Below are 20802 nucleotides of genomic sequence, written 5' to 3'. Positions count from 1 at the left end.
GGCTTTCTCGTCTCCATCCTGGTTTTGTCCATCAGTCCACATCGTCGACGACTGCGTCGGCGGCGCCGCTGATGCGGTGGGCAAGGGCCGCTTCCATGAACTCGTTGAGCTCGCCGTCCAGCACGTCATCCGGCGCGGTGCTGGCGACGCCGGTGCGCAGGTCCTTGACCAGCTGGTAGGGCTGCAGCACGTAGGAGCGGATCTGGTGGCCCCAGCCGATATCCGTCTTGGAGGCGGCTTCGGCGCTGGCGGCGTCCTCACGCTTCTTCAGCTCGGCTTCGTACATGCGGGCGCGCAGCATGTCCCAGGCCTTGGCGCGGTTCTTGTGCTGCGAACGCTCCTGCTGGCACTGAACGACGATGCCGGTCGGCATATGGGTGATGCGCACGGCCGAGTCTGTCGTGTTGACGTGCTGGCCGCCGGCGCCCGACGAACGATAGGTGTCGATGCGGCAATCACCTTCGTTGATCTCGATCTGGATCGAGTCGTCTACCACGGGATAGACCCAGATCGACGAGAAGGAGGTGTGGCGACGCGCGTTGCTATCGTAAGGCGAGATGCGCACCAACCGGTGCACGCCCGATTCCGTCTTCAGCCAGCCATAGGCATTGTGGCCCTTGACGAGCAGGGTTGCGGATTTGATGCCCGCCTCTTCGCCGTCATGAACTTCGAGAAGCTCGACCTTAAAACGCTGGCGTTCGGCCCAGCGAGTGTACATGCGCAGCAGCATGTTCGCCCAGTCCTGGCTTTCAGTGCCACCGGCGCCGGAATGGACTTCGAGATAGGTGTCGTTGCCGTCGGCCTCGCCGGAGAGCATCGCCTCCACCTGGCGGCGCGCAGCCTCGGCTTTTAAGGCCTTCAGCGTGTCCTCGGCTTCCTTGACGACGCCTTCATCGCCCTCTTCCTCGCCGAGTTCGATCAGCTCGATATTGTCATTCAGCTGCTGTTCCAGCTGCTTGACGCCACTGATGCCGTCATCGAGCTGCTGACGCTCGCGCATCAGCTTCTGCGCTTCGGTAGCGTCGTTCCAGAGGTTCGGATCCTCTGCCTTGTTGTTCAACCAGTCCAGCCGTCTTATCGCCTGGTCCCAGTCAAAGATGCCTCCTCAGCAGGGTGATAGCCTGCTTGGTTTCATCGACAACGTTTTCGATTTCGGCTCGCATATTCCTGCTTCTCTGTCTGGTTCTTCCGGTGCTGGTGGACATAGAGACGCCCGCCGCGGATGTAAAGGCCGCGCGGGCGTTCAAAAATCAGGCGGCGGTCAGAACAGGCCGGGCGTGCCGGTCTGGACGGCCTGGTTTGCCTGCGGCGAAGTCTTCAGGATCTCTTCCGGCGCCATTGTGCTGTCCATGCCGATGACGGAGAAACTGTCGGCCGGGCCGGTGCCGGGCTTGAAGGCCTCGATGATGGTGTTCGGATCGCCGTCGACGGCGGCCATGCCGGTCTTGCGGTCGATCGAAATCAGGTTCATGCCCGGCGGGATGACGAATTTCGATTCCGGCGAATCCTTGACCGCAGCCTGCATGAATTCGTTGAAGATTGGGGCGGAGAGACCGCCGCCGGTGCCGCCGCGGCCGAGCGGGGCCGGCGTATCGAAGCCCATATAGAGGCCGGCGACCAGATCCGGGGTGAAGCCGACGAACCAAGCGTCCTTCTCGTCGTTGGTAGTGCCGGTCTTGCCGGCGACGTCGCGGCCGCCGAGATCGATTTTGCCGGCTGCGGTGCCGCGCTGGATGACGCCCTGCATCATCGAGGTGATCTGATAGGCGGTCATCGGGTCGAGAACGGTTTCACGGTTGTCGACGACGTTGGGTTCTTCCTGGTTCTGCCAGTCGCCGGCATTGCAGCCTTCACAGAGACGCTCCTCGTGCTTGAAGATCGTCTTGCCGTAGCGGTCCTGGATGCGGTCGATCAAAGTCGGCTTGATCTGCTTGCCGCCATTGGCGATGACCGAATAGGCCGAGACCATGCGCAGCACCGTGGTATCGCCGGCGCCGAGCGACATGGAGAGAACCGGCAGCATGTGATCGTAGATGCCGAAGCGCTCGGCATATTCGGCGACGATGTTCATGCCGAGATCGTTGGCGAGGCGCACCGTCATCAGATTGCGCGAATGCTCGATGCCCGAGCGCAGCGTCGACGGGCCGCCGACTTCGCCGCCGTAGTTTTCCGGCTTCCAGACCTGGCCGCCGGAGACGATCTCGATCGGCGCATCCATGATGACGGAAGCCGGCGTGTAGCCATTGTCCATCGCCGCGGCGTAGACGAAGGGCTTGAACGAGGAGCCCGGCTGGCGCATCGCCTGGGTGGCGCGGTTGAATTCCGACTGCGAATAGGAAAAGCCGCCGACCATGGCGAGCACGCGGCCGGTCTTCGGGTCCATGGCGACCAGACCACCCTGCACCTTCGGCGGTTGCTGCAGCCGATAAGAGGTCGACGCATCGTCGCCGAGCTTTGCGACATAGACGACGTCACCGGGGGCGACTGCGCCGACCGGCGATTTCGTCGTCTTGCGGGCGCCGTCGGACGACCGGAAGGCCCATTGCATGTTCTTGGCGTCGATGGTGCCGCGTTGACGGTCGGCTGAAACCTTGCCGCTGCCATCCTTGGGCGGCTGCAGGCCGATATCGACATTGCTGTCGGAGACCGCAAGCACGACGGCAAGCCGCCATTCCGGCACGTCGGAGAGGGTGGGAATATCGGCAAGCGCCTTGCCCCAGTCACCGCTTGCATCGATCTGCTTGATGGGCCCATGGAAACCGCGGCGCTCGTCATAGGTCACCAGACCGTCCTGCAGCGCTTTGCGGGCAGCGAGCTGCATCTGCGGATCGAGCGAGGTGCGCACCGAAAGGCCGCCCTCATAGAGAACCTTTTCACCATATTGGTCGATCAGCTGGCGGCGCACGGCTTCGGCGAAATAATCCGAAGCAAAGAGCGACGGGCCGGTCGAGCGGGCGGTGACGCCGAGCGGCTGCTTCTTGGCGTCCTCGCCGTCGCTCTGGCTGACATAGCCGTTCTCGACCATGCGGTCGATCACCCAGTTGCGGCGCTCGAGGGCTGCCTCGGGATGGCGGAAAGGATGGTAGTTGGCAGGCCCCTTCGGCAGCGAGGCGAGATAGGCGGCCTCGGCGACGGTCAATTCGGTGACCGATTTGTTGAAATAGGTAAGCGCGGCGCCGGCGATGCCGTAGGAATTCATGCCGAAGAAGATCTCGTTCAGGTAGAGTTCGAGGATCTTGTCCTTGCTGTAGGCCTGCTCGATCCGGAAGGACAGGATCGCTTCCTTGATCTTGCGGTCGATCGTCTGGTCAGAGCTCAAAAGGAAGTTTTTGGCCACCTGCTGGGTGATCGTGGAAGCGCCGACGGGGCGGCGGCCGGAACCGAAATTCTGCAGGTTGACGAGGATGGCGCGGCCGAGACCGGTGAGATCGACGCCCGGATGATTGTAGAAATTCTTATCTTCGGCCGACAGGAAGGCCGCCTTGACGCGGTCGGGGACGGCCTGGATCGGCAGGAAGAGGCGCTTTTCCTTGGCGTATTCGGCCATTAGAGCGCCGTTGCCGGCGTGGACACGGGTGGTCACCGGCGGCGCATAGCTGTTCAGAACGGCATAGTCCGGGAGATCCTTCGCGACGTTGGCGAGGTAGATGGCAACCCCCGCCGCCGCGACCAGAAACAGGACGCAGGCCATTCCGAAGAAATATCCAAAAAGTCTAACCATATTTTCAGCTACCGGTCTCTTCGATCTTCAATCGGCGCAGAACGCCACGATTGCACGGATCAAGGCAATTTGCACGTTGCGCGGCTTACTCCATGAGCGTTACCGCCACAAGCCGATTCCGCGCTCAAGGCTTACGAAACATAAGCCGGAGTAACGGCGCGATTGTGAGGAAAATAGGGCTCTGCCCGCCGCATTCACCGCTGCGGGCGCGTTTCATCAGCACTGTCACATCCAAGCAACGCCCGTCCCCGCCGCCAATCCGAGGAATCCTGCTCAGAATTTGAGTCACGCAACGCACGTTAAGTCTTTGTTTTCATGGATTCTGCCAACCTCAACCACGATGGATTTAGGGGCGCAGGCACTAGCCGCCATTGGCGATGACGGCGGCGCGGTAGCGCTTCACCGCCTCGGTCAAAAGACCGACGATCTTGCCGCGCCAGGTCTCGTCGAGCAGCAATTTCTCGTCCTCGGCATTCGAGAGAAAGCCGAGCTCGAGAAGGATCGACGGCACGTCAGGGGCCTGCAGCACGCGGAAACCGGCATGACGGTGTGGATTGTTGATGGTGCCGACCTGATCCTTGAAGGAATTCAGCACGCTCTCGGCCAGCGAGATCGAGAAGGCCTGGGTCTCGCGCCGGGTCAGATCGAGCAGGATATCGGCGACCTCGGGCGGCTCGGCGACCGTCTCCTTGCCGGCAATCTGGTCGGAGAGGTTTTCACGTTCGGCCAGATCGGCGGCGAGCTTGTCGGATGCCTTGTCGGAGATCGTGTAGACGGTGGCGCCGCGGATATCCTTCTGCTTCAATGTGTCGGCATGCAGCGAAATGAACAGGCCTGCGTGGTTCTGGCGGGCGATCAGCACCCGCTGCGAAAGCGACAGGAACTCGTCATCTTCGCGCGTCAGGAAAGCCTTAATGCCCGGCTCCTTGTTCAGCCGCTCGGTCAGGGCCTTGGCGAAGGCAAGCGTCACCTGCTTTTCCTCGGTCTTGGTGTCGACCCCGATCGCGCCGGTATCGATGCCGCCATGGCCGGCGTCGACGGCGATGACGAAATCGCCGGGGGCGGTTTTCTCAGGAGCCGGAATGGCGCTCGTCGTTTGGGCCGCCTCACTCTGGTCACTCCAGGATTGCGTCTTGACCAGTTCGGCAAAGGCCTGCTTGTCGATCATCTCGGCATCAAGCACCAGACGATGCCCCTTGCCGGACTCGTCGGCCTGCACCTTGGCGAGCGCCAGCTTCACCGGCCCTGCGGTCGTCAGGACGATGCGGGCGCTTTCCTCGTCCATCTTGCCGTAACGGATATCCTTGAACAGGCCGCGGGCGGCGAGATCCTTGGCCGGAAAACCGAAGGCGGTCGCCGGCAGGTCGATGACGATGCGTTCCGGATTGGCGATATAGTGGACGGAGAAGCGGGGTTCGCGATCGAAATCTATGACGATGCGGCTCCTTGCATCGTCGCCGACGATACGCGCGCCATAGGCAAGCAGCGGATCTTTGGCCTCGACGGAGCCGGCAACGGCCGGCAATAGGCTGACGGCCAGAAGCACTATCAGAACCCGCCTCGCGAATGTCGATCGCCACTCTGCGGACTTCGCCGCGATCCGAGCCCTCTTAAACAATAAACCGCCACACCCTATCTGTATTGCGATGGAGCCGACGCGGCCGCGTCGAACGTCGCTTGGACGAAATACCCGTTGCGGCCTGCCGAATCGCAATCGCTTTATCCCAGCTTCTATGCGTCACGAAATCCATCAATATTATGGCACATTTGGCTTTTCCCTTGCTATTGTGACACGGAAAACATACAACGAATTTTAGGATAAAGTGTTGACGGGATAGAGTCGCCGCAAAGGCTGCCAGCCAGATCAGGACCTGGCGCCACACCGGTCATCGTCCGCCGTCTCATGCGCTTCATCCTTTGAACTGGATCCTGATTTTCCGGCTCATTGTCGGAATTCATTGGTGGATCAGCCACCACGCTCTCAGGGAGCAAACTCATCGGACCCGAACGGGTCTTCGTATTTGTCGATCACGCTTGGTTGTTGATGGTTTCGCAGCAGGTTTTATCTGAAGTGTACAGGCCCCGGACCGAAATGGTTCCGGCTGCGGTCTGGCTGCTGCCCTCCCCCTCGCATCAGGCGCGACTTTCATTATCCGGCGCGGCCACGACGGACCGCATTCTTTCTGTTTCAACAGCAGTCGGGAATGCGCTCTCGCGGCCACGCCGAGGAGCTCAGCTTACATGGCAGACAAAATGCTTATCGATGCGTCTCACGAGGAAGAGACGCGCGTCGTTGTCGTTCGCGGGAACCGCATAGAAGAATTTGACTTCGAGTCCCAGCACAAGAAGCAGATCCGCGGCAACATCTATCTGGCAAAGGTAACGAGGGTCGAGCCCTCGCTGCAAGCCGCCTTCGTCGATTACGGCGGCAACCGGCACGGCTTCCTGGCCTTCGCCGAAATCCATCCCGACTATTATCAGATACCGCTCGCCGACCGTCAGGCGCTGCTTCGGGCCGAAGCCGAGGAGCATCGCCGCGACGAAGACGTCGAGCATGTCGAAACCGCGCCGATGGTCGATCTGTCCAAGCAGGATCAGCCGGATGTCGGCATCGTGCCGGTAGAGGCGCCGGAAATTTCTGCCGCAACTGAAGAGCCGGCGGCGGTTGAGGCCGCGGCAGCGCCCGAGGCCACCGAGGAAGCGCCGGCCAAGAAGTCAAGGCCGCGCCGCAGCCGCAAGAAGGCAGCCGAGCCGGTTGCCGAGACGACCGCGACCGAGGACGCCGTTCCCACAGACGTCGAAGCCGAAGGCGCTGCGAACGTCGACAACGAGGATGATGGCTCGACCGGCAGCGCAATGGCCGCCATGGTGGAAACCGACGAGATTTCCGAGGACGTCGATACCAGCAAGCGTCGCCACGATGATGACGACGACGATGACGATCACGGCGAAGAGGAAGTCATCGAATCCGTCGGCGCCGAAGACGCGATGGAAGAAGTGCCGGACCGGGTGCAGCGCAAGCCGCGCAAGCAATACCGCATCCAGGAAGTCATCAAGCGCCGTCAGATCCTGCTCGTGCAGGTTGCCAAGGAAGAGCGCGGCAACAAGGGCGCGGCCCTTACCACCTACCTGTCGCTTGCCGGCCGCTATTCCGTGCTAATGCCGAACACGGCGCGCGGCGGCGGAATTTCCCGCAAGATCACCAACCCTGCCGACCGCAAGCGCCTGAAGGAAATCGCGCGCATGCTCGAGGTGCCGCAGGGCATGGGCGTCATCCTTCGCACCGCCGGCGCCAACCGCACCAAGGTCGAGGTCAAGCGTGACTTCGAATATCTGATGCGCCTCTGGGAAAACGTGCGTACGCTGACGCTGGCGTCCACCGCTCCCTGCCTCGTCTATGAGGAAGGCTCGTTGATCAAACGCTCGATCCGCGACCTCTACAACAAGGATATCGGCGAGATCATCGTCTCCGGCGAAGAAGGCTATCGTGAAGCGAAAGACTTCATGAAGATGCTGATGCCGAGCCATGCCAAGGTTGTTCAGCCCTATCGTGACATCCACCCGATCTTCTCGCGTTCGGGCATCGAGGCGCAGCTCGACCGCATGCTGCAGCCGCAGGTCACGCTGAAGTCCGGCGGCTACCTGATCATGAACCAGACGGAAGCGCTGGTCTCGATCGACGTCAACTCCGGCCGCTCAACGCGCGAACACTCGATCGAGGACACTGCGCTGCAGACCAACCTCGAGGCGGCCGACGAGGTCGCCCGCCAGCTTCGCCTGCGCGACCTTGCCGGCCTGATCGTCATCGACTTCATCGACATGGAAGAGAAGCGCAACAACCGCGCAGTCGAGAAGAAGCTGAAGGAGTGCCTGAAGAACGACCGCGCCCGCATTCAGGTCGGCCGGATCTCGCATTTCGGCCTGCTCGAAATGTCGCGCCAGCGCATCCGCGCCTCGGTTCTCGAATCGACCACGCAGGTCTGCTCGCATTGCGGCGGCAGTGGCCATGTGCGTTCGCAATCCTCCGTTGCGCTGCATGTCCTGCGCGGTATCGAGGAATATCTGCTCAAGAATACCACGCACAATATCAGCGTACGCACCACGCCTGACATCGCGCTCTACCTACTCAACCACAAGCGCCAGACGATCATCGACTACGAAAATCGTTTCGGCGTCGCTATCGTCATCGATGCGGATGGTTCGGTCGGCGCGCAGCATTTCGCCATCGATCGGGGCGATGCCGTGGAGAACCCGGTCAAGATCGAGACGCTCTTCAACTTCGCAGCTATTCCTGAGGATGACGATGACGACATCGTCATTGAGATGGATGAGGACGAAGACGAGGAACTCGAGGAGAAGCCGGCCGCCGCCGAGCGACCCGTCCCGGCACGCTCGGAAGGCGAGGGTGACGGAAACCGCAAGCGCAAGCGCCGCCGGCGTCGGCGCGGCCGCAACGGCAATGCCGAGCAGCCGGTATCGGCTGCAGGCGAAGCCGGCGACGAGGATGAGGACGGTGACGACGAAGGCAGCGAAGGCGATGAAAACGCCGAGGGCACGCCCGAGACACTGGCTGAAAGCGAAGAATCGCAGCGCCGCAAGCGCCGCCGTCGCGGCAAGCGTGGCGGCCGCCGCAACCGCGCCGAGGATGGTTCCGAACTGACGGCCGGCGAAGCCGGTGAAGACAATGGCAGTGACGAGGGCGTCGAAGAGGGCGAAGGCGACGACATCGCGAACGACGGCACTTCCCAGGAAGCCGAAACTGTCGAAACGGTTGTGGAGCAGGCGGGCGAAAGCCAGGCCGCAGCCGCCGCTGTCGAGGGTGCGGCCGTCGTCACCGAGGATCTGAAGCCGGCCCGTGGCCGCGGCCGTCGCAAAGCCGCAGCAGCGCCGGTCGAAGAGCCGGTGGCAGAGACAGCACCGACGGCCGTGGCTGAACCGGAACTGGCGGTAGCCGCCGCCGATCTCGGAACACCCGTTCAGGAAGAAGCGCAGGAAGAGGCAAAGCCGGTTCGCGCCAACCGCGAATCCAACATCACCTCCTCCGAGCCGACGGTGAAGTCCACCCGCGCTGAAAACGCCGAAGGCGAAGACGGCAAGCCGAAGAAAGCCGGCTGGTGGCAGCGCCGTGGCTTCTTCTGAAAGCTGATTTTCGGACGTAAATGATCAATCCGGCCGCGGCGACGCGGCCGGATTTTTGTTTGTGGCGATGGCGTCAGCGTCGATCTTGAACCGCGTGACGCTGATGTGTATCTTTTAAGAAGATTATACACATGAGGTGAAAATGCGGACGAATATAGATATCGATGACGCCTTGCTCGACGCGGCGATGACCGCCACGGGATTGGCGACGAAAAAAGCCACCATCGAACAGGCACTGCGAAGCCTTGTCGACAGACACCGCCGGAAAAATGCGATCGCAAATCTCTCGGGAATCGGCTGGGAAGGCGATCTCGACGAAATGCGTCGCGATCGGCTGGACGATAACCAGTGATCGTCGTCGACAGCTCGGTCTGGATTACACATCTGCGCGGGATAGAAAGCGCCGCAAGACGACGTCTGCAGGATATCGAGGATCCGCTAGAGATTCTTGTCGGTGATCTTACCCTTCTGGAAGTGCTCCAGGGCGCGCGCAACGAACGCCATGCAGCCACCATCGAAGCGAGCTTGCGCCAATTCACCATTCGCCCGATGCTTGGCGAGAGCCTGGCCATTCGGGCAGCTCGCAACTACCGTCTGTTACGGGAACGCGGCATCACAGTGCGCAAGACCATGGACTTGATCATAGGCACATTCTGCATACAAGAGGGCCATTCACTCCTGCACGATGATCGTGATTTCGATCCGATGGCCGAGCATCTCGGTCTCAGGATCGCCTGATCTCAAGGGTCGGCGGCTCACTGCCTGCGATCAGGCCGCCGGCGGATAGAGCAAATCGACGATGTAGCTGGCGTCGAAGCGGGAATCGAGCATGCCGTAGGTCGAGCGCCAGCCGCCGGCGAGACGCGTCTCGATGAAGGCATCGGCGATGCGCCCTGCCCCGAGCCGATAGAGTTCGGCGGCACCGGCGGCAAGCGCCAGTTGCTCGACGAGCAGCCGCGCGGCGCCCTCATCCTGTTCGCAGAGCGCGATTGCGGCGCGCAGCACGTCGATGGTCTTCTTGCCGGCAGGGCCGAGGTCGCGGGCAAGGCCAGCGAAAACCGTTTCGAACAGATCCTTGCCGCGGTTGAGCACCCGCAGCACATCGAGCGCCATGACGTTGCCGGAGCCTTCCCAGATGGCGTTCACCGGAGCCTCGCGGTAATGGCGGGCGATCGGGCGCTCCTCGATGTAACCATTGCCGCCGATGCATTCCATCGCCTCGTAGATCAGCGCGGGCGCGATCTTGCAGCACCAATATTTGGCGACCGGCGTCATGACGCGGGCATAGGCGGCTTCTTCGGCGTTGCCACGCGCCTTGTCGAAGGCGTCGGCAAGACGGAAGGAGAGCGCGGTGGCGGCGGCGACATCGAGCGCCATGTCGGCCAGCACCCGCGTCATGATCGGCTGATTGACGAGCATCTTGCCGAAGACGCTGCGGCCGCGGGTGTGGTGCACGGCCTCGGCCAGCGAGGCGCGCATCATGCCCGAGGAGGCCAAGGCGCAGTCGAGCCGCGTCAGCGTCACCATGTCGAGGATGGTGCGGATGCCGGCATCCGGACCGCCGAGCAGGAACCCGAAGGTGTCTGAGAATTCCACTTCGGCAGAGGCGTTGGAGCGGTTGCCGACCTTGTCCTTCAGCCGCTGGAACTGCAGGCCGTTGGTGGACCCATCCTCCAGCAGGCGCGGCACGAGGAAGCAGCCCATGCCCTCCTTCGTCTGCGCCAGCATGATGAAGGCATCGCTCATCGGGGCTGACATGAACCATTTGTGGCCGGACAGCCGGTAGATGCCTTCGCTGACCTTTTCGGCAGCGCTGCGGTTGGCCCGCACATCCGTTCCGCCCTGCTTTTCCGTCATGCCCATGCCGATGGTCACGGCGGATTTCCGCATGGCGGGCTTGTTCGACGAATCATATTTGCGCGAGAGGATTTTCGGCGCCCAGTCCTTCTGCACCGCGGGCGAGGCCGAGAGCGCGGCGACGGAGGCGCTGGTCATCGTCAGCGGGCAGAGATGGCCGGATTCCAGCTGTGACGTCATATAGAAGCGGGCGGCGCGAACCTTATGGGCTTCATCCTTGGCTTCGGTGTCGGCTTGCGGATCCCAGACGGAAGAATGCAGGCCGACCGACATCGAGCGGCGCATCAGCGCATGCCAGGCGGGGTGGAACTCGACGACATCGACGCGCTCGCCGCGTGGACCATGGGTGCGCAGCTGCGGCGCCCCCTGGTTCGCCATGCGCGCCAGCTCCTGCGCCTCCGGCGATGTGACGTAACGGCCCATATTTTCCAGGTCTTCGCGGATACCGCGCGGCAAGGCCGCCGTCAGATCGACGATCAGCGGATCGGACCGATAGGCATTGATGCCGGACCACAGGCTCGGCTGGTTGAGTTCTGCGAGTTTTTCGTCAGTCCGGTTGGCGGAGGTCATTATTCGCTTCTAGTGTAAGAGCCCGGCAAAGGGAAACCGGAAGTTATGATTCGGTTCATTCTGCTCTATCGGAATTTTGGCGAAAATGCATGGGGACATAAGCCTTTGCCCACAGCGCATGCTTGCCCCGGCGGGCAGCACTCTTTATAGACCCGCCAGAGACAGCAAGAGGCAGGGTCATGGTCTTTTTCCCCCACCGCCACCTCATCGGCATCAAGGGCCTCACCGAGCAGGATATCGCCTATCTGCTCGACAAGGCCGACGAGGCCGTCAAGATCAGCCGCCAGCGAGAGAAGAAGAAGTCGACGCTACGCGGGCTGACGCAGATCAACCTGTTCTTCGAGGCATCGACCCGCACGCAGGCCTCCTTCGAGCTTGCCGGCAAGCGGCTCGGCGCCGACGTCATGAACATGTCGGTCGGCAATTCCTCGGTGAAAAAAGGCGAAACGCTGATCGATACGGCGATGACGCTGAATGCGATGCGCCCCGACGTGCTGGTGATCCGCCATTCGAGCGCCGGGGCGGCCGCCCTCCTCGCCCAGAAAGTCTCCTGCTCGGTCGTCAATGCCGGCGACGGCCAGCATGAACATCCGACCCAGGCGCTGCTCGACGCGCTGACGATCCGCCGCGCCAGGGGCAAACTCTCGCGCATCATCGTGGCAATCTGCGGCGACGTGCTGCATTCGCGGGTAGCGCGCTCCAATATCCTGCTGCTCAATGCGATGGGGGCGCGCGTCCGTGTCGTCGCCCCTGCCACTCTCCTGCCCGCCGGCATCGCCGATATGGGCGTCGAGGTCTTCCATTCGATGAAGGAAGGGCTGAAGGACGCCGATGTGGTGATGATGCTGCGGCTGCAGCGCGAGCGCATGTCCGGCGCCTTCGTGCCGTCGGTGCGCGAATACTACCATTTCTACGGGCTCGACGCCGAAACGCTGAAGGCGGCGAAGGAGGATGCGCTGGTCATGCATCCCGGCCCGATGAACCGCGGCGTCGAGATCGCCTCCGAGGTGGCGGACGGTCCGCAGAGCGTCATCGCCGAACAGGTGGAAATGGGGGTCGCGGTGCGCATGGCGGTGATGGAGACGCTGCTCGTCTCGCAGAACCAGGGTCCCCGAACCGATGGAATGAAGGCATGAGCAACCCGATCGTCCTCCAGAACGTCCGCATCGTCGATCCCTCGCGCAACCTCGACGAAGTGGGCACGATCATCGCCGAAAACGGGGTCATTGTTGCCGCCGGGCACGCGGTGCAGAACCAGGGCGCCCCCGCGGGCGCCGTCATCCGCGACTGCACCGGCCTCGTCGCCACGCCCGGCCTCGTCGACGCGCGTGTTCATATCGGCGAACCCGGCGGCGAGCACCGTGAGACGATCGCCTCGGCGAGCCGGGCGGCGGCGGCCGGCGGCGTCACCTCGATCATCATGATGCCGGACACCGATCCCGTTATCGACGACATCGCGCTGGTCGAATTCGTCAAGAAGACGGCGCGCGATACGGCGGCCGTCAACGTCTATCCAGCCGCGGCCATCACCAAGGGGCTTGCCGGCGAGGAAATGACCGAGATCGGCCTGTTGATGCAGGCGGGCGCCGTCGCCTTCACCGATGCCCATTCCAGTGTCCACGACACGCAGGTGCTGCGCCGGATCATGACCTATGCGCGCGAATTCGGCGCTGTCATCTCCTGCGAAACCCGCGACAAATATCTCGGCGCCAACGGCGTCATGCATGAGGGGCTTTTCGCCAGCTGGCTCGGGCTCTCCGGCATTCCAAGGGAAGCCGAGCTCATTCCGCTCGAACGCGATCTCAGGATCGCAGAGCTGACACGCGGGCACTATCACGCCGCGATGATCTCGGTGCCGCAATCGGTCGAAGCGATCGAACGCGCCCGCAGCCGCGGCGCCAAGGTCACCGCAGGCATATCGATCAACAATCTGGCGCTCAACGAAAACGACATCGGCGAATACCGCACCTTCTTCAAGCTCTATCCGCCGCTGCGCCCGGAAGATGAGCGGGTCGCCATGGTCGAGGCGCTGGCAAGCGGCGCGATCGACATCATCGTCTCCTCGCACGATCCGCAGGACGTCGATACCAAGCGCCTGCCTTTCGGCGAGGCGGAGGATGGCGCGGTCGGCCTCGAAACCATGCTGGCGGCAGCGCTCAGGCTTCACCACGGCGGCCAGGTGAGCCTGATGCGCCTGATCGACGCCATGTCCACCCGCCCGGCTGAGATTTTCGGCCTTGCTGCAGGCACGCTGAAGCCGGGGGCTGCTGCCGATATCGCGCTGATCGATCTCGATGAGCCTTGGCTTGTCGCCAAAGACATGCTTCTCTCGCGCTCGAAGAACACGCCGTTCGAGGATGCGCGCTTCAGCGGGCGGGCGGTCGCGACTTACGTCTCGGGAAAGCTTGTCCACGCGCTTTAGGAGACGGCTGGACTGAGGATAGGCCACGGAGGGCCGAGGGGGCATATGTTATCCAATCTCATGTCATGGCAGATCACCCTGCCGGTTGCGCTTGCCGCCGCCGTCATCGGTTATCTGTTCGGCTCCATTCCTTTCGGCCTGATCCTCACGCGCGCCGCCGGGCTCGGCGATGTGCGCAGCATCGGCTCCGGAAATATCGGCGCGACCAATGTGCTCAGAACCGGAAACCGCAAGCTTGCGGCGGCGACGCTGCTGCTCGATGCGCTGAAAGCGTCGGCCGCGGCCTGGATCGTCGGCTATTTCCTCGGTGAGGAGGCTGCGATCATCGCCGGCTTCTTCGCCTTCATTGGCCATCTCTTCCCGGTCTGGATCGGCTTCAAGGGCGGCAAGGGTGTCGCCACCTATATCGGCACCCTGCTCGGCGTCGCGCCGATCATGGTCGTGCTTTTCGCCACCGTCTGGCTGGCGGTCGCCTTCACCACCCGCTACTCCTCGCTGTCGGCGCTGGTCGCCATGCTTGTCATTCCGGTTGCGCTGTGGATACTGGGCAACGAAAAGGTTGCAGCCGTCATGGCGATCATGACGCTGATCTCCTATTGGAAGCACAGGGCGAATATTTCCCGGCTGATGGGCGGGACTGAAAGCAAGATCGGGGCAAAGGGATAATGGATGCGCTGAGCGCGGGACCAAAAGGCACTGTGCTGAGCGAACGGCAGAGAATTGCCTGGCTGCGCCTCATCCGTTCCGACAATATCGGCCCGGCCACCTTTCGCGATCTCATCAATCATTTCGGTTCGGCCGAGGCAGCACTTGCAGCGCTGCCGGAGCTTTCAGCGCGCGGCGGCGCGACGCGGGCAGTCCGCATCGCCAGCGAGGCCGAGGCGCATCGGGAACTGGAGGCGGCACATCGTTTCGGCGCCCGTTTCGTCGGCATCGGCGAGCCGGATTATCCGCAAGCGCTGAAGCAGATCGACGGCGCACCGCCGCTCTTGGCCGTCAAGGGCGCGCTGGCCGCCGCCAAACGACCGGCTGTCGGTATCGTCGGCTCGCGCAACGCTTCGATCGCCGGCGCCAAATTCGCGGCAATGGTGGCGCGCGACTGCGGCCGGGCCGGATATACCGTCGTCTCGGGCCTCGCGCGCGGCATCGACACATCGGCGCATCGGGCAAGCCTCGAAACGGGCACCATCGCGGCCCTTGCCGGCGGTCTCGACCAGCCCTACCCGCCGGAGAATATCGGCCTGCTCGAGGAGATCACCGGCGGCAACGGTCTGGCGGTGAGCGAGATGCCTTTCGGCTGGGAACCCCGCGCCCGCGATTTCCCGCGCCGGAACCGGCTGATCGCCGGCATCGCGCTCGGCCTCGTGGTGGTCGAAGCGGCAACGCGCTCGGGGTCGCTGATCACCGCACGGCTTGCCGGCGAATTCGGCCGGCTGGTGTTTGCCGTGCCCGGCTCACCGCTCGATCCGCGCTGCCATGGCACCAACGGCCTGCTGAAGGACGGGGCTTCGATCGTCACCGCACCCGCTGATGTCATCGAGGCCTTGGCGCCGCTTGCGCAATTCGAGTTGTTCCCGTCGTCGATGGCCGAGGAACCGCCGCGTGAGGGCGGGGCAATGACGATGCCGCCCGGCGATACGGATCGCAGCCGCATCATCGATGCGCTCGGGCCGACGCCGGTCGAGATCGACGACATTATCCGCCACACCAGCTTGTCGGCATCGGCGGTCTATCTCATCCTGCTGGAACTCGACATTGCAGGCAGGCTGCACCGGCATCAGGGCGGCCTTATCTCGCTTTCCGATTGAGCCCCTACCCAATATGAGAGAACGCCTCTCCGATTGCAGAAACCGCGTGTCGAAAATGATGGATACGCAATCAAAAATTGTTTTTCATCGCGGATCTTGCTCCGATTGCAACAGATGCAAGAGGTAAAATTGTAGCAAACCCCTTGACCGCGGCGATTTCCCTGTCCATGTCGGAAGGCCGGTATCCAAGTTACGGTGTGTGTTGCGCTGGCTTCAACGCTGGCGTCGTTTCCTTTTTTAGAGAATCATCATGAATGTTGTAGTGGTGGAATCGCCTGCCAAGGCCAAGACGATCAACAAGTATCTGGGTTCGGGATACAAGGTGCTCGCCTCCTTCGGCCACGTGCGCGATCTGCCTGCCAAGGATGGCTCGGTCCTCCCCGATCAGGATTTCGAAATGCTTTGGGAGGTCGACAGCGCCTCGGCCAAGCGGATGAAGGACATCGCCGACGCGGTGAAATCCTCCGACAGCCTGTTTCTCGCAACCGACCCGGATCGCGAAGGCGAAGCGATTTCCTGGCACGTGCTCGACATGCTGAACAAGAAGCGGGTTCTGAACGGCAAGCCGGTCAAGCGCGTCGTCTTCAACGCGATCACCAAGAAGGCGGTGCTCGACGCGATGGCCGATCCGCGCGACATCGACGTGCCGCTGGTCGACGCTTATCTCGCGCGCCGCGCCCTCGACTATCTCGTCGGCTTCAATCTTTCGCCGGTCCTCTGGCGCAAGCTGCCCGGCGCACGTTCGGCCGGCCGCGTCCAGTCTGTGGCGCTGCGCCTGGTCTGCGACCGCGAATCCGAGATCGAGCGCTTCATTTCGGAAGAATACTGGAACATCTCTGCGCTTCTGAAGACGCCGCGCGGCGACGAGTTCGAGGCAAGGCTGGTTTCGGCAAATGGCAAACGCCTGCAGCCGCGGGCGATCGGCAACGGCGAGGAAGCCGGCCGGCTGAAGGCATTGCTCGACGGCGCCAGCTATATCGTCGATACGGTCGAGGCCAAACCGGTCAAGCGCAACCCGGGACCGCCCTTTACAACCTCGACGCTGCAGCAGGCCGCCTCCTCCAATCTCGGCTTCTCCGCCTCGCGCACCATGCAGGTCGCCCAGAAACTCTATGAAGGTGTCGATATCGGCGGCGAGACGGTCGGTCTCATCACCTATATGCGAACCGACGGCGTGCAGATGGCGCCGGAGGCGATCGATGCCGCGCGACGCGCCATCGTTGACCAGTTCGGCGAACGCTACATGCCTGAAAAAGCACGCTTCTATTCCACCAAGGCCAAGAACGCCCAGGAAGCGCACGAAGCGATCCGTCCGACCGATTTCGACCGGACCCCGGACCGCGTACGCAAATTCCTCGATGCCGACCAGATCCGGCTCTACGACCTGATTTGGAAACGCGGCATCGCCAGCCAGATGGCATCGGCCGAAATCGAGCGCACGACGGCTGAAATCACCGCCGACAACAAGGGCGAGAAAGCCGGCCTGCGCGCCGTCGGTTCGGTCATCCGCTTCGACGGCTTCATCGCCGCCTATACCGACCAGAAGGAAGACGGCGAGCAGAGCGATGATGGCGACGAGGATGGCCGCCTGCCGGAGATCAATGCGCGCGAGAACCTCGCCAAGCAGAAGATCAATTCGACCCAGCATTTCACCGAGCCGCCACCGCGTTATTCGGAAGCCTCGCTGATCAAAAAGATGGAAGAGCTCGGCATCGGCCGCCCCTCCACCTATGCGGCGACGCTGGCGACGCTGCGCGACCGTGACTATGTGACGATCGACAAGCGCAAGCTTATCCCGCAGGCCAAGGGCCGGCTGGTGACGGCTTTCCTCGAAAGCTTTTTCACCAAATATGTCGAATACGACTTCACCGCCGCTCTGGAGGAAAAGCTCGACCGGATTTCCGCCGGCGAGCTGAACTGGAAGCAGGTGCTGCGCGACTTCTGGAAGGATTTCTTCGCCCAGATCGAAGACACCAAGGAACTGCGCGTCACCAATGTACTGGATTCGCTGAACGAGGCGCTGGCGCCGCTGGTGTTCCCGAAGCGGGAAGACGGCAGCGACCCGAGAATCTGCCAGGTCTGCGGCACCGGCAATCTGTCGCTGAAGCTCGGCAAATACGGCGCTTTCGTCGGCTGCTCGAACTATCCGGAATGCAATTACACCCGCCAGCTCTCCTCCGAAAACGGCGGAGAAGCGGATGGTGCGGCCCTCAACGAACCGAAGAACCTCGGCACCGATCCGACGACCGGCGAGGAGCTGACGCTACGTTCCGGCCGCTTCGGCCCCTATATCCAGCGCGGCGACGGCAAGGAAGCCAAGCGCGCTTCGCTGCCGAAGGGCTGGAAGCCTGAGGACATCGACTATGAAAAGGCGATGGCGCTGATTTCGCTGCCGCGCGATATCGGCAAGCATCCGGAATCCGGCAAGATGATTTCGTCTGGCATCGGCCGCTATGGGCCGTTCCTGCTGCATGACGGTTCCTATGCCAATCTGGAAACCATCGAGGACGTCTTCTCGGTCGGCCTCAACCGCGCCGTGACGGTCATTGCCGAAAGGGCCAACCAGGCGCCGGGCCGGGGTTCGCGCGGTACACCGGCGGCACTGAAGGCACTCGGCGATCATCCGGATGGCGGCCCCATTACCGTTCGCGACGGCAAGTACGGCCCTTACGTCAACTGGGGCAAGGTCAATGCCACCCTGCCGAAGGGCAAGGATCCGCAGGCGGTCACTATCGAGGAGGCGCTTGCACTGATCACGGAGAAGGCTGGCAAGGCGCCAGCCGGCAAGACGGCCAAGGCAAAGGCCAAGCCGAAGGCGGCTGCTGCTGCAACCAAGACCACCAAGACGGCGGCCAAGCCGAAGGCAACGAAGGCGAAAGCGCCCGCGAAATTGAAAAAGAGCTGACGTGAGCAGAATACCGCGCGACAGAACGAACCCTGCGGGCAAACGTCCGGGCAAGATCGGCCGCGCCGGCAAGGATGCTCCCGCCGTCGAGCCGCTGAACATCGTCCACGGGGCGCTGCCCTCGCGCGAGGTGATCCTGCGCTTCATCGCCGATCATCCGCAGAAAGCGTCCAAACGCGAACTCGCCAAGGCTTTCGGCCTGAAGGGCGACAACCGCGTCGAGCTCAAGCACATGCTGCAGGAGCTCGAGCAGGAAGGCATGCTGCAGAAGACCCGCAAGTCGCTGATCCGTCCCGGTGCCCTGCCGCCCGTCACCGTCCTCGACATCACCACGCGCGACAAGGACGGCGATCTGATCGGCCGGCCGGCGGAATGGCCGGAGGACCAGGGTGTCGCCCCTGCCGTCGCCATCCGCCAGCAATCGCCCGCGGGCCGCCAGGGCAAGGGCAAGGCACCCGTCGCGGGCCTCGGCGACCGCATCCTGGCGAAAATCTTCCCGGCCGTCGATCGCGGCGGGCCGGCCTACACAGCGCGGATCATCAAGGTGATCGACAAGCGCCGCGGCGCCTCGATGGGCGTTTTCCGCACGGCGCCGGGCGGCGGTGGCCGGCTACTGCCGATTGAGCGGCGCGGCGAGGAGATGGTGATCGATCCCGACTTCACCGGCGGTGCTGCCGACGGCGATCTGGTCGAAGTCGAAATCGCCCGTCTCGGCCGTTTCGGCCTGCCGCGCGCCAAGGTGCTTTCCGTCGTCGGCTCCGTCGGCTCGGAAAAGGCGATCTCGATGATCGCCATCCATGCGCACGGCATTCCGCATGTCTTCCCGCCCGCCGTTGTCGCCGAGGCCGAGGACGCAAAGCCCGCAACGATGTCGCATCGCGAGGACTGGCGCGACGTGCCGCTGATCACCATCGATCCGGCCGACGCCAAAGACCATGACGACGCCGTCTATGCCGAACTCGACCCCTCGCCCGACAATCCCGGCGGCGTCATCGTCACTGTGGCGATTGCCGACGTCTCCTGGTATGTCCGCCCGAAGTCGCCGCTCGACCGCGAGGCGCTGAAGCGCGGCAACTCGGTCTATTTCCCGGATCGCGTCGTGCCGATGCTGCCGGAGCGCATCTCCAACGATCTCTGCTCGCTGAAGGAAGGCGTCGACCGCCCGGCACTCGCCGTGCGCATGAGCTTCTCAGGGGAAGGCCGCAAGATCGGCCACACCTTTCATCGTGTCATGATGAAGAGCGCGGCCAAACTCTCCTACCAGCAGGCGCAGGCGGCAATCGACGGCAAGCCGGACGATCGGACCGGACCGATGCTCGAGCCGATCCTGAAGCCGCTCTGGCACGCCTATGAGGTGATGAAGCGCGGACGCGACCGACGCCAGCCGCTGGAACTCGACATGCCGGAACGTAAGATCCTGCTGAAGCCCGACGGCACGGTCGACCGGGTCCATGTGCCGCCGCGGCTCGATGCGCACAAGCTGATCGAAGAGATGATGATCCAGGCCAACGTCTCCGCCGCCGAGACGCTGGAAAAGAGACGCCAGACGCTGATCTACCGCATCCATGACGGCCCGACGCTTGCCAAGCAGGAAATCCTGCGCGAGTTCCTGGCCACACTCGGCATCCCGCTTGCCAAGGGCGGCAACATGCGCGCCAACAATTTCAACGGCATCCTGGCGAAGGCGGACGGCACGCCGCACCAGACCATGGTCAACGAGATGGTGCTGCGTTCGCAAAGCCAGGCAATCTACAGCCCGGAGAATATCGGCCATTTCGGCCTCAACCTGATGAAATATGCGCATTTCACCTCGCCGATCCGCCGCTACGCCGATCTCATTGTGCATCGCGCCCTTGTCGGCTCGCTCGGCTTCGGCGAAGGCGGCATCACGCCCGAGGAAGAAGGCACGCTCGACGATATCGCCGCCGAAATCTCGACCTTCGAGCGCCGGGCGATGGCGGCCGAGCGTGAGACGGTCGACCGGCTGATCGCCCATCACCTTGCGGGCCGCGTCGGCGAGGAATTCGCCGGACGGGTCTCGGGTGTGACGAAATCAGGCCTCTTTGTCGCCCTGCCGGACTATGGCGCTGACGGTTTCGTCCCCATATCTACGCTCGGCACCGACTATTTTATTTATGACGAGGCGCATCAGGCGCTCTCGGGTGAAAGAACCGGGCTCGGCTACCGCCTTGGCGACAACGTCACGGTGAAGCTTGCCGAGGCGATCCCGCTTGCCGGTGCGCTGCGTTTCGAAATGGTCAGCGAAGGGCGCGAAATGCCAGCGGCGGTGCGATCCTTCCACAAAGCCGGCCGCCGCGAAAGAGGTCAGGTCCGCAAGAAACCCGGAACGAGGCCACCGCGCGGGCGGCGCTAGCTCCGA

The 20802-nt window shown here is 62.9% G+C and carries 13 protein-coding genes; 9 read left to right on the top strand and 4 right to left on the bottom strand.

The window, feature by feature from the left end; translation table 11 throughout:
- Window positions 1-31 precede the first annotated feature (31 nt).
- From prfB to ATY29_RS07110, 3 genes are all read right to left on the bottom strand, one after another.
- A protein-coding gene (gene prfB, locus ATY29_RS07120; RefSeq protein WP_003573848.1) for a peptide chain release factor 2 occupies window positions 32-1163 on the bottom strand; the annotation gives its coding sequence in 2 pieces (ribosomal slippage) (window positions 32-1093 and window positions 1095-1163; 1131 coding nt in all).
- A gap of 98 nt (window positions 1164-1261) precedes the next feature.
- On the bottom strand, window positions 1262-3721 hold the full coding sequence (locus ATY29_RS07115; protein WP_025415903.1) for a penicillin-binding protein 1A: 2460 nt from the start codon (window positions 3719-3721) through the stop codon (window positions 1262-1264).
- A 361-nt stretch (window positions 3722-4082) separates the two neighbouring features.
- Window positions 4083-5339: an N-acetylmuramoyl-L-alanine amidase gene (locus ATY29_RS07110; RefSeq protein WP_025415902.1), complete on the bottom strand. Its 1257-nt coding sequence runs from the start codon at window positions 5337-5339 to the stop codon at window positions 4083-4085.
- Between the two features lie 623 nt (window positions 5340-5962).
- Here ATY29_RS07110 and ATY29_RS07105 point away from each other — a divergent pair.
- The 3 genes from ATY29_RS07105 (at window position 5963) to vapC (ending at window position 9598) form a co-directional block, all read left to right on the top strand.
- On the top strand, window positions 5963-8860 hold the full coding sequence (locus ATY29_RS07105; RefSeq protein WP_097535636.1) for an Rne/Rng family ribonuclease: 2898 nt from the start codon (window positions 5963-5965) through the stop codon (window positions 8858-8860).
- 142 nt (window positions 8861-9002) lie between these two features.
- Complete coding sequence (locus tag ATY29_RS07100; protein WP_003573855.1) at window positions 9003-9212, top strand: type II toxin-antitoxin system VapB family antitoxin; 210 nt, start codon at window positions 9003-9005, stop codon at window positions 9210-9212.
- On the top strand, window positions 9209-9598 hold the full coding sequence (vapC, locus tag ATY29_RS07095) for a type II toxin-antitoxin system VapC family toxin (RefSeq protein WP_003573857.1): 390 nt from the start codon (window positions 9209-9211) through the stop codon (window positions 9596-9598). Before ATY29_RS07100 ends, vapC begins: the two co-directional genes overlap by 4 nt.
- A 30-nt stretch (window positions 9599-9628) precedes the next feature.
- Here vapC and ATY29_RS07090 read toward each other — a convergent pair whose 3' ends face one another.
- Complete coding sequence (locus tag ATY29_RS07090; RefSeq protein ID WP_003573858.1) at window positions 9629-11287, bottom strand: acyl-CoA dehydrogenase family protein; 1659 nt, start codon at window positions 11285-11287, stop codon at window positions 9629-9631.
- Between the two features lie 179 nt (window positions 11288-11466).
- Here ATY29_RS07090 and ATY29_RS07085 point away from each other — a divergent pair, with 179 nt between their 5' ends.
- The 6 genes from ATY29_RS07085 to rnr all read left to right on the top strand — a co-directional run bounded on the left by ATY29_RS07085 (window position 11467) and on the right by rnr (window position 20796).
- Window positions 11467-12423 (top strand): aspartate carbamoyltransferase catalytic subunit, encoded by a 957-nt coding sequence (locus ATY29_RS07085; RefSeq protein WP_097535634.1) that lies wholly within the window; start codon window positions 11467-11469, stop codon window positions 12421-12423.
- A complete protein-coding gene (locus tag ATY29_RS07080) occupies window positions 12420-13709 on the top strand; it encodes a dihydroorotase (RefSeq protein WP_097535632.1) in 1290 nt (429 codons plus the stop codon). Before ATY29_RS07085 ends, ATY29_RS07080 begins: the two co-directional genes overlap by 4 nt.
- Before the next feature lie 45 nt (window positions 13710-13754).
- Entirely contained in the window at window positions 13755-14375 is a 621-nt protein-coding gene (gene plsY / locus ATY29_RS07075; protein WP_003573863.1) for a glycerol-3-phosphate 1-O-acyltransferase PlsY, read from the top strand.
- Window positions 14375-15517: a DNA-processing protein DprA gene (gene dprA / locus ATY29_RS07070; protein ID WP_003573865.1), complete on the top strand. Its 1143-nt coding sequence runs from the start codon at window positions 14375-14377 to the stop codon at window positions 15515-15517. Before plsY ends, dprA begins: the two co-directional genes overlap by 1 nt.
- Window positions 15518-15767: 250 nt before the next feature.
- On the top strand, window positions 15768-18422 hold the full coding sequence (gene topA, locus ATY29_RS07065) for a type I DNA topoisomerase (protein WP_025415897.1): 2655 nt from the start codon (window positions 15768-15770) through the stop codon (window positions 18420-18422).
- A 1-nt stretch (window position 18423) separates the two neighbouring features.
- A complete protein-coding gene (rnr, locus tag ATY29_RS07060; protein WP_003573869.1) occupies window positions 18424-20796 on the top strand; it encodes a ribonuclease R in 2373 nt (790 codons plus the stop codon).
- Window positions 20797-20802 lie beyond the last annotated feature (6 nt).

The organism is Rhizobium hidalgonense (assembly GCF_002914525.1).
Taxonomy (GTDB): domain Bacteria; phylum Pseudomonadota; class Alphaproteobacteria; order Rhizobiales; family Rhizobiaceae; genus Rhizobium; species Rhizobium hidalgonense.
This window is presented reverse-complemented; position numbering and strand designations above follow the sequence as displayed.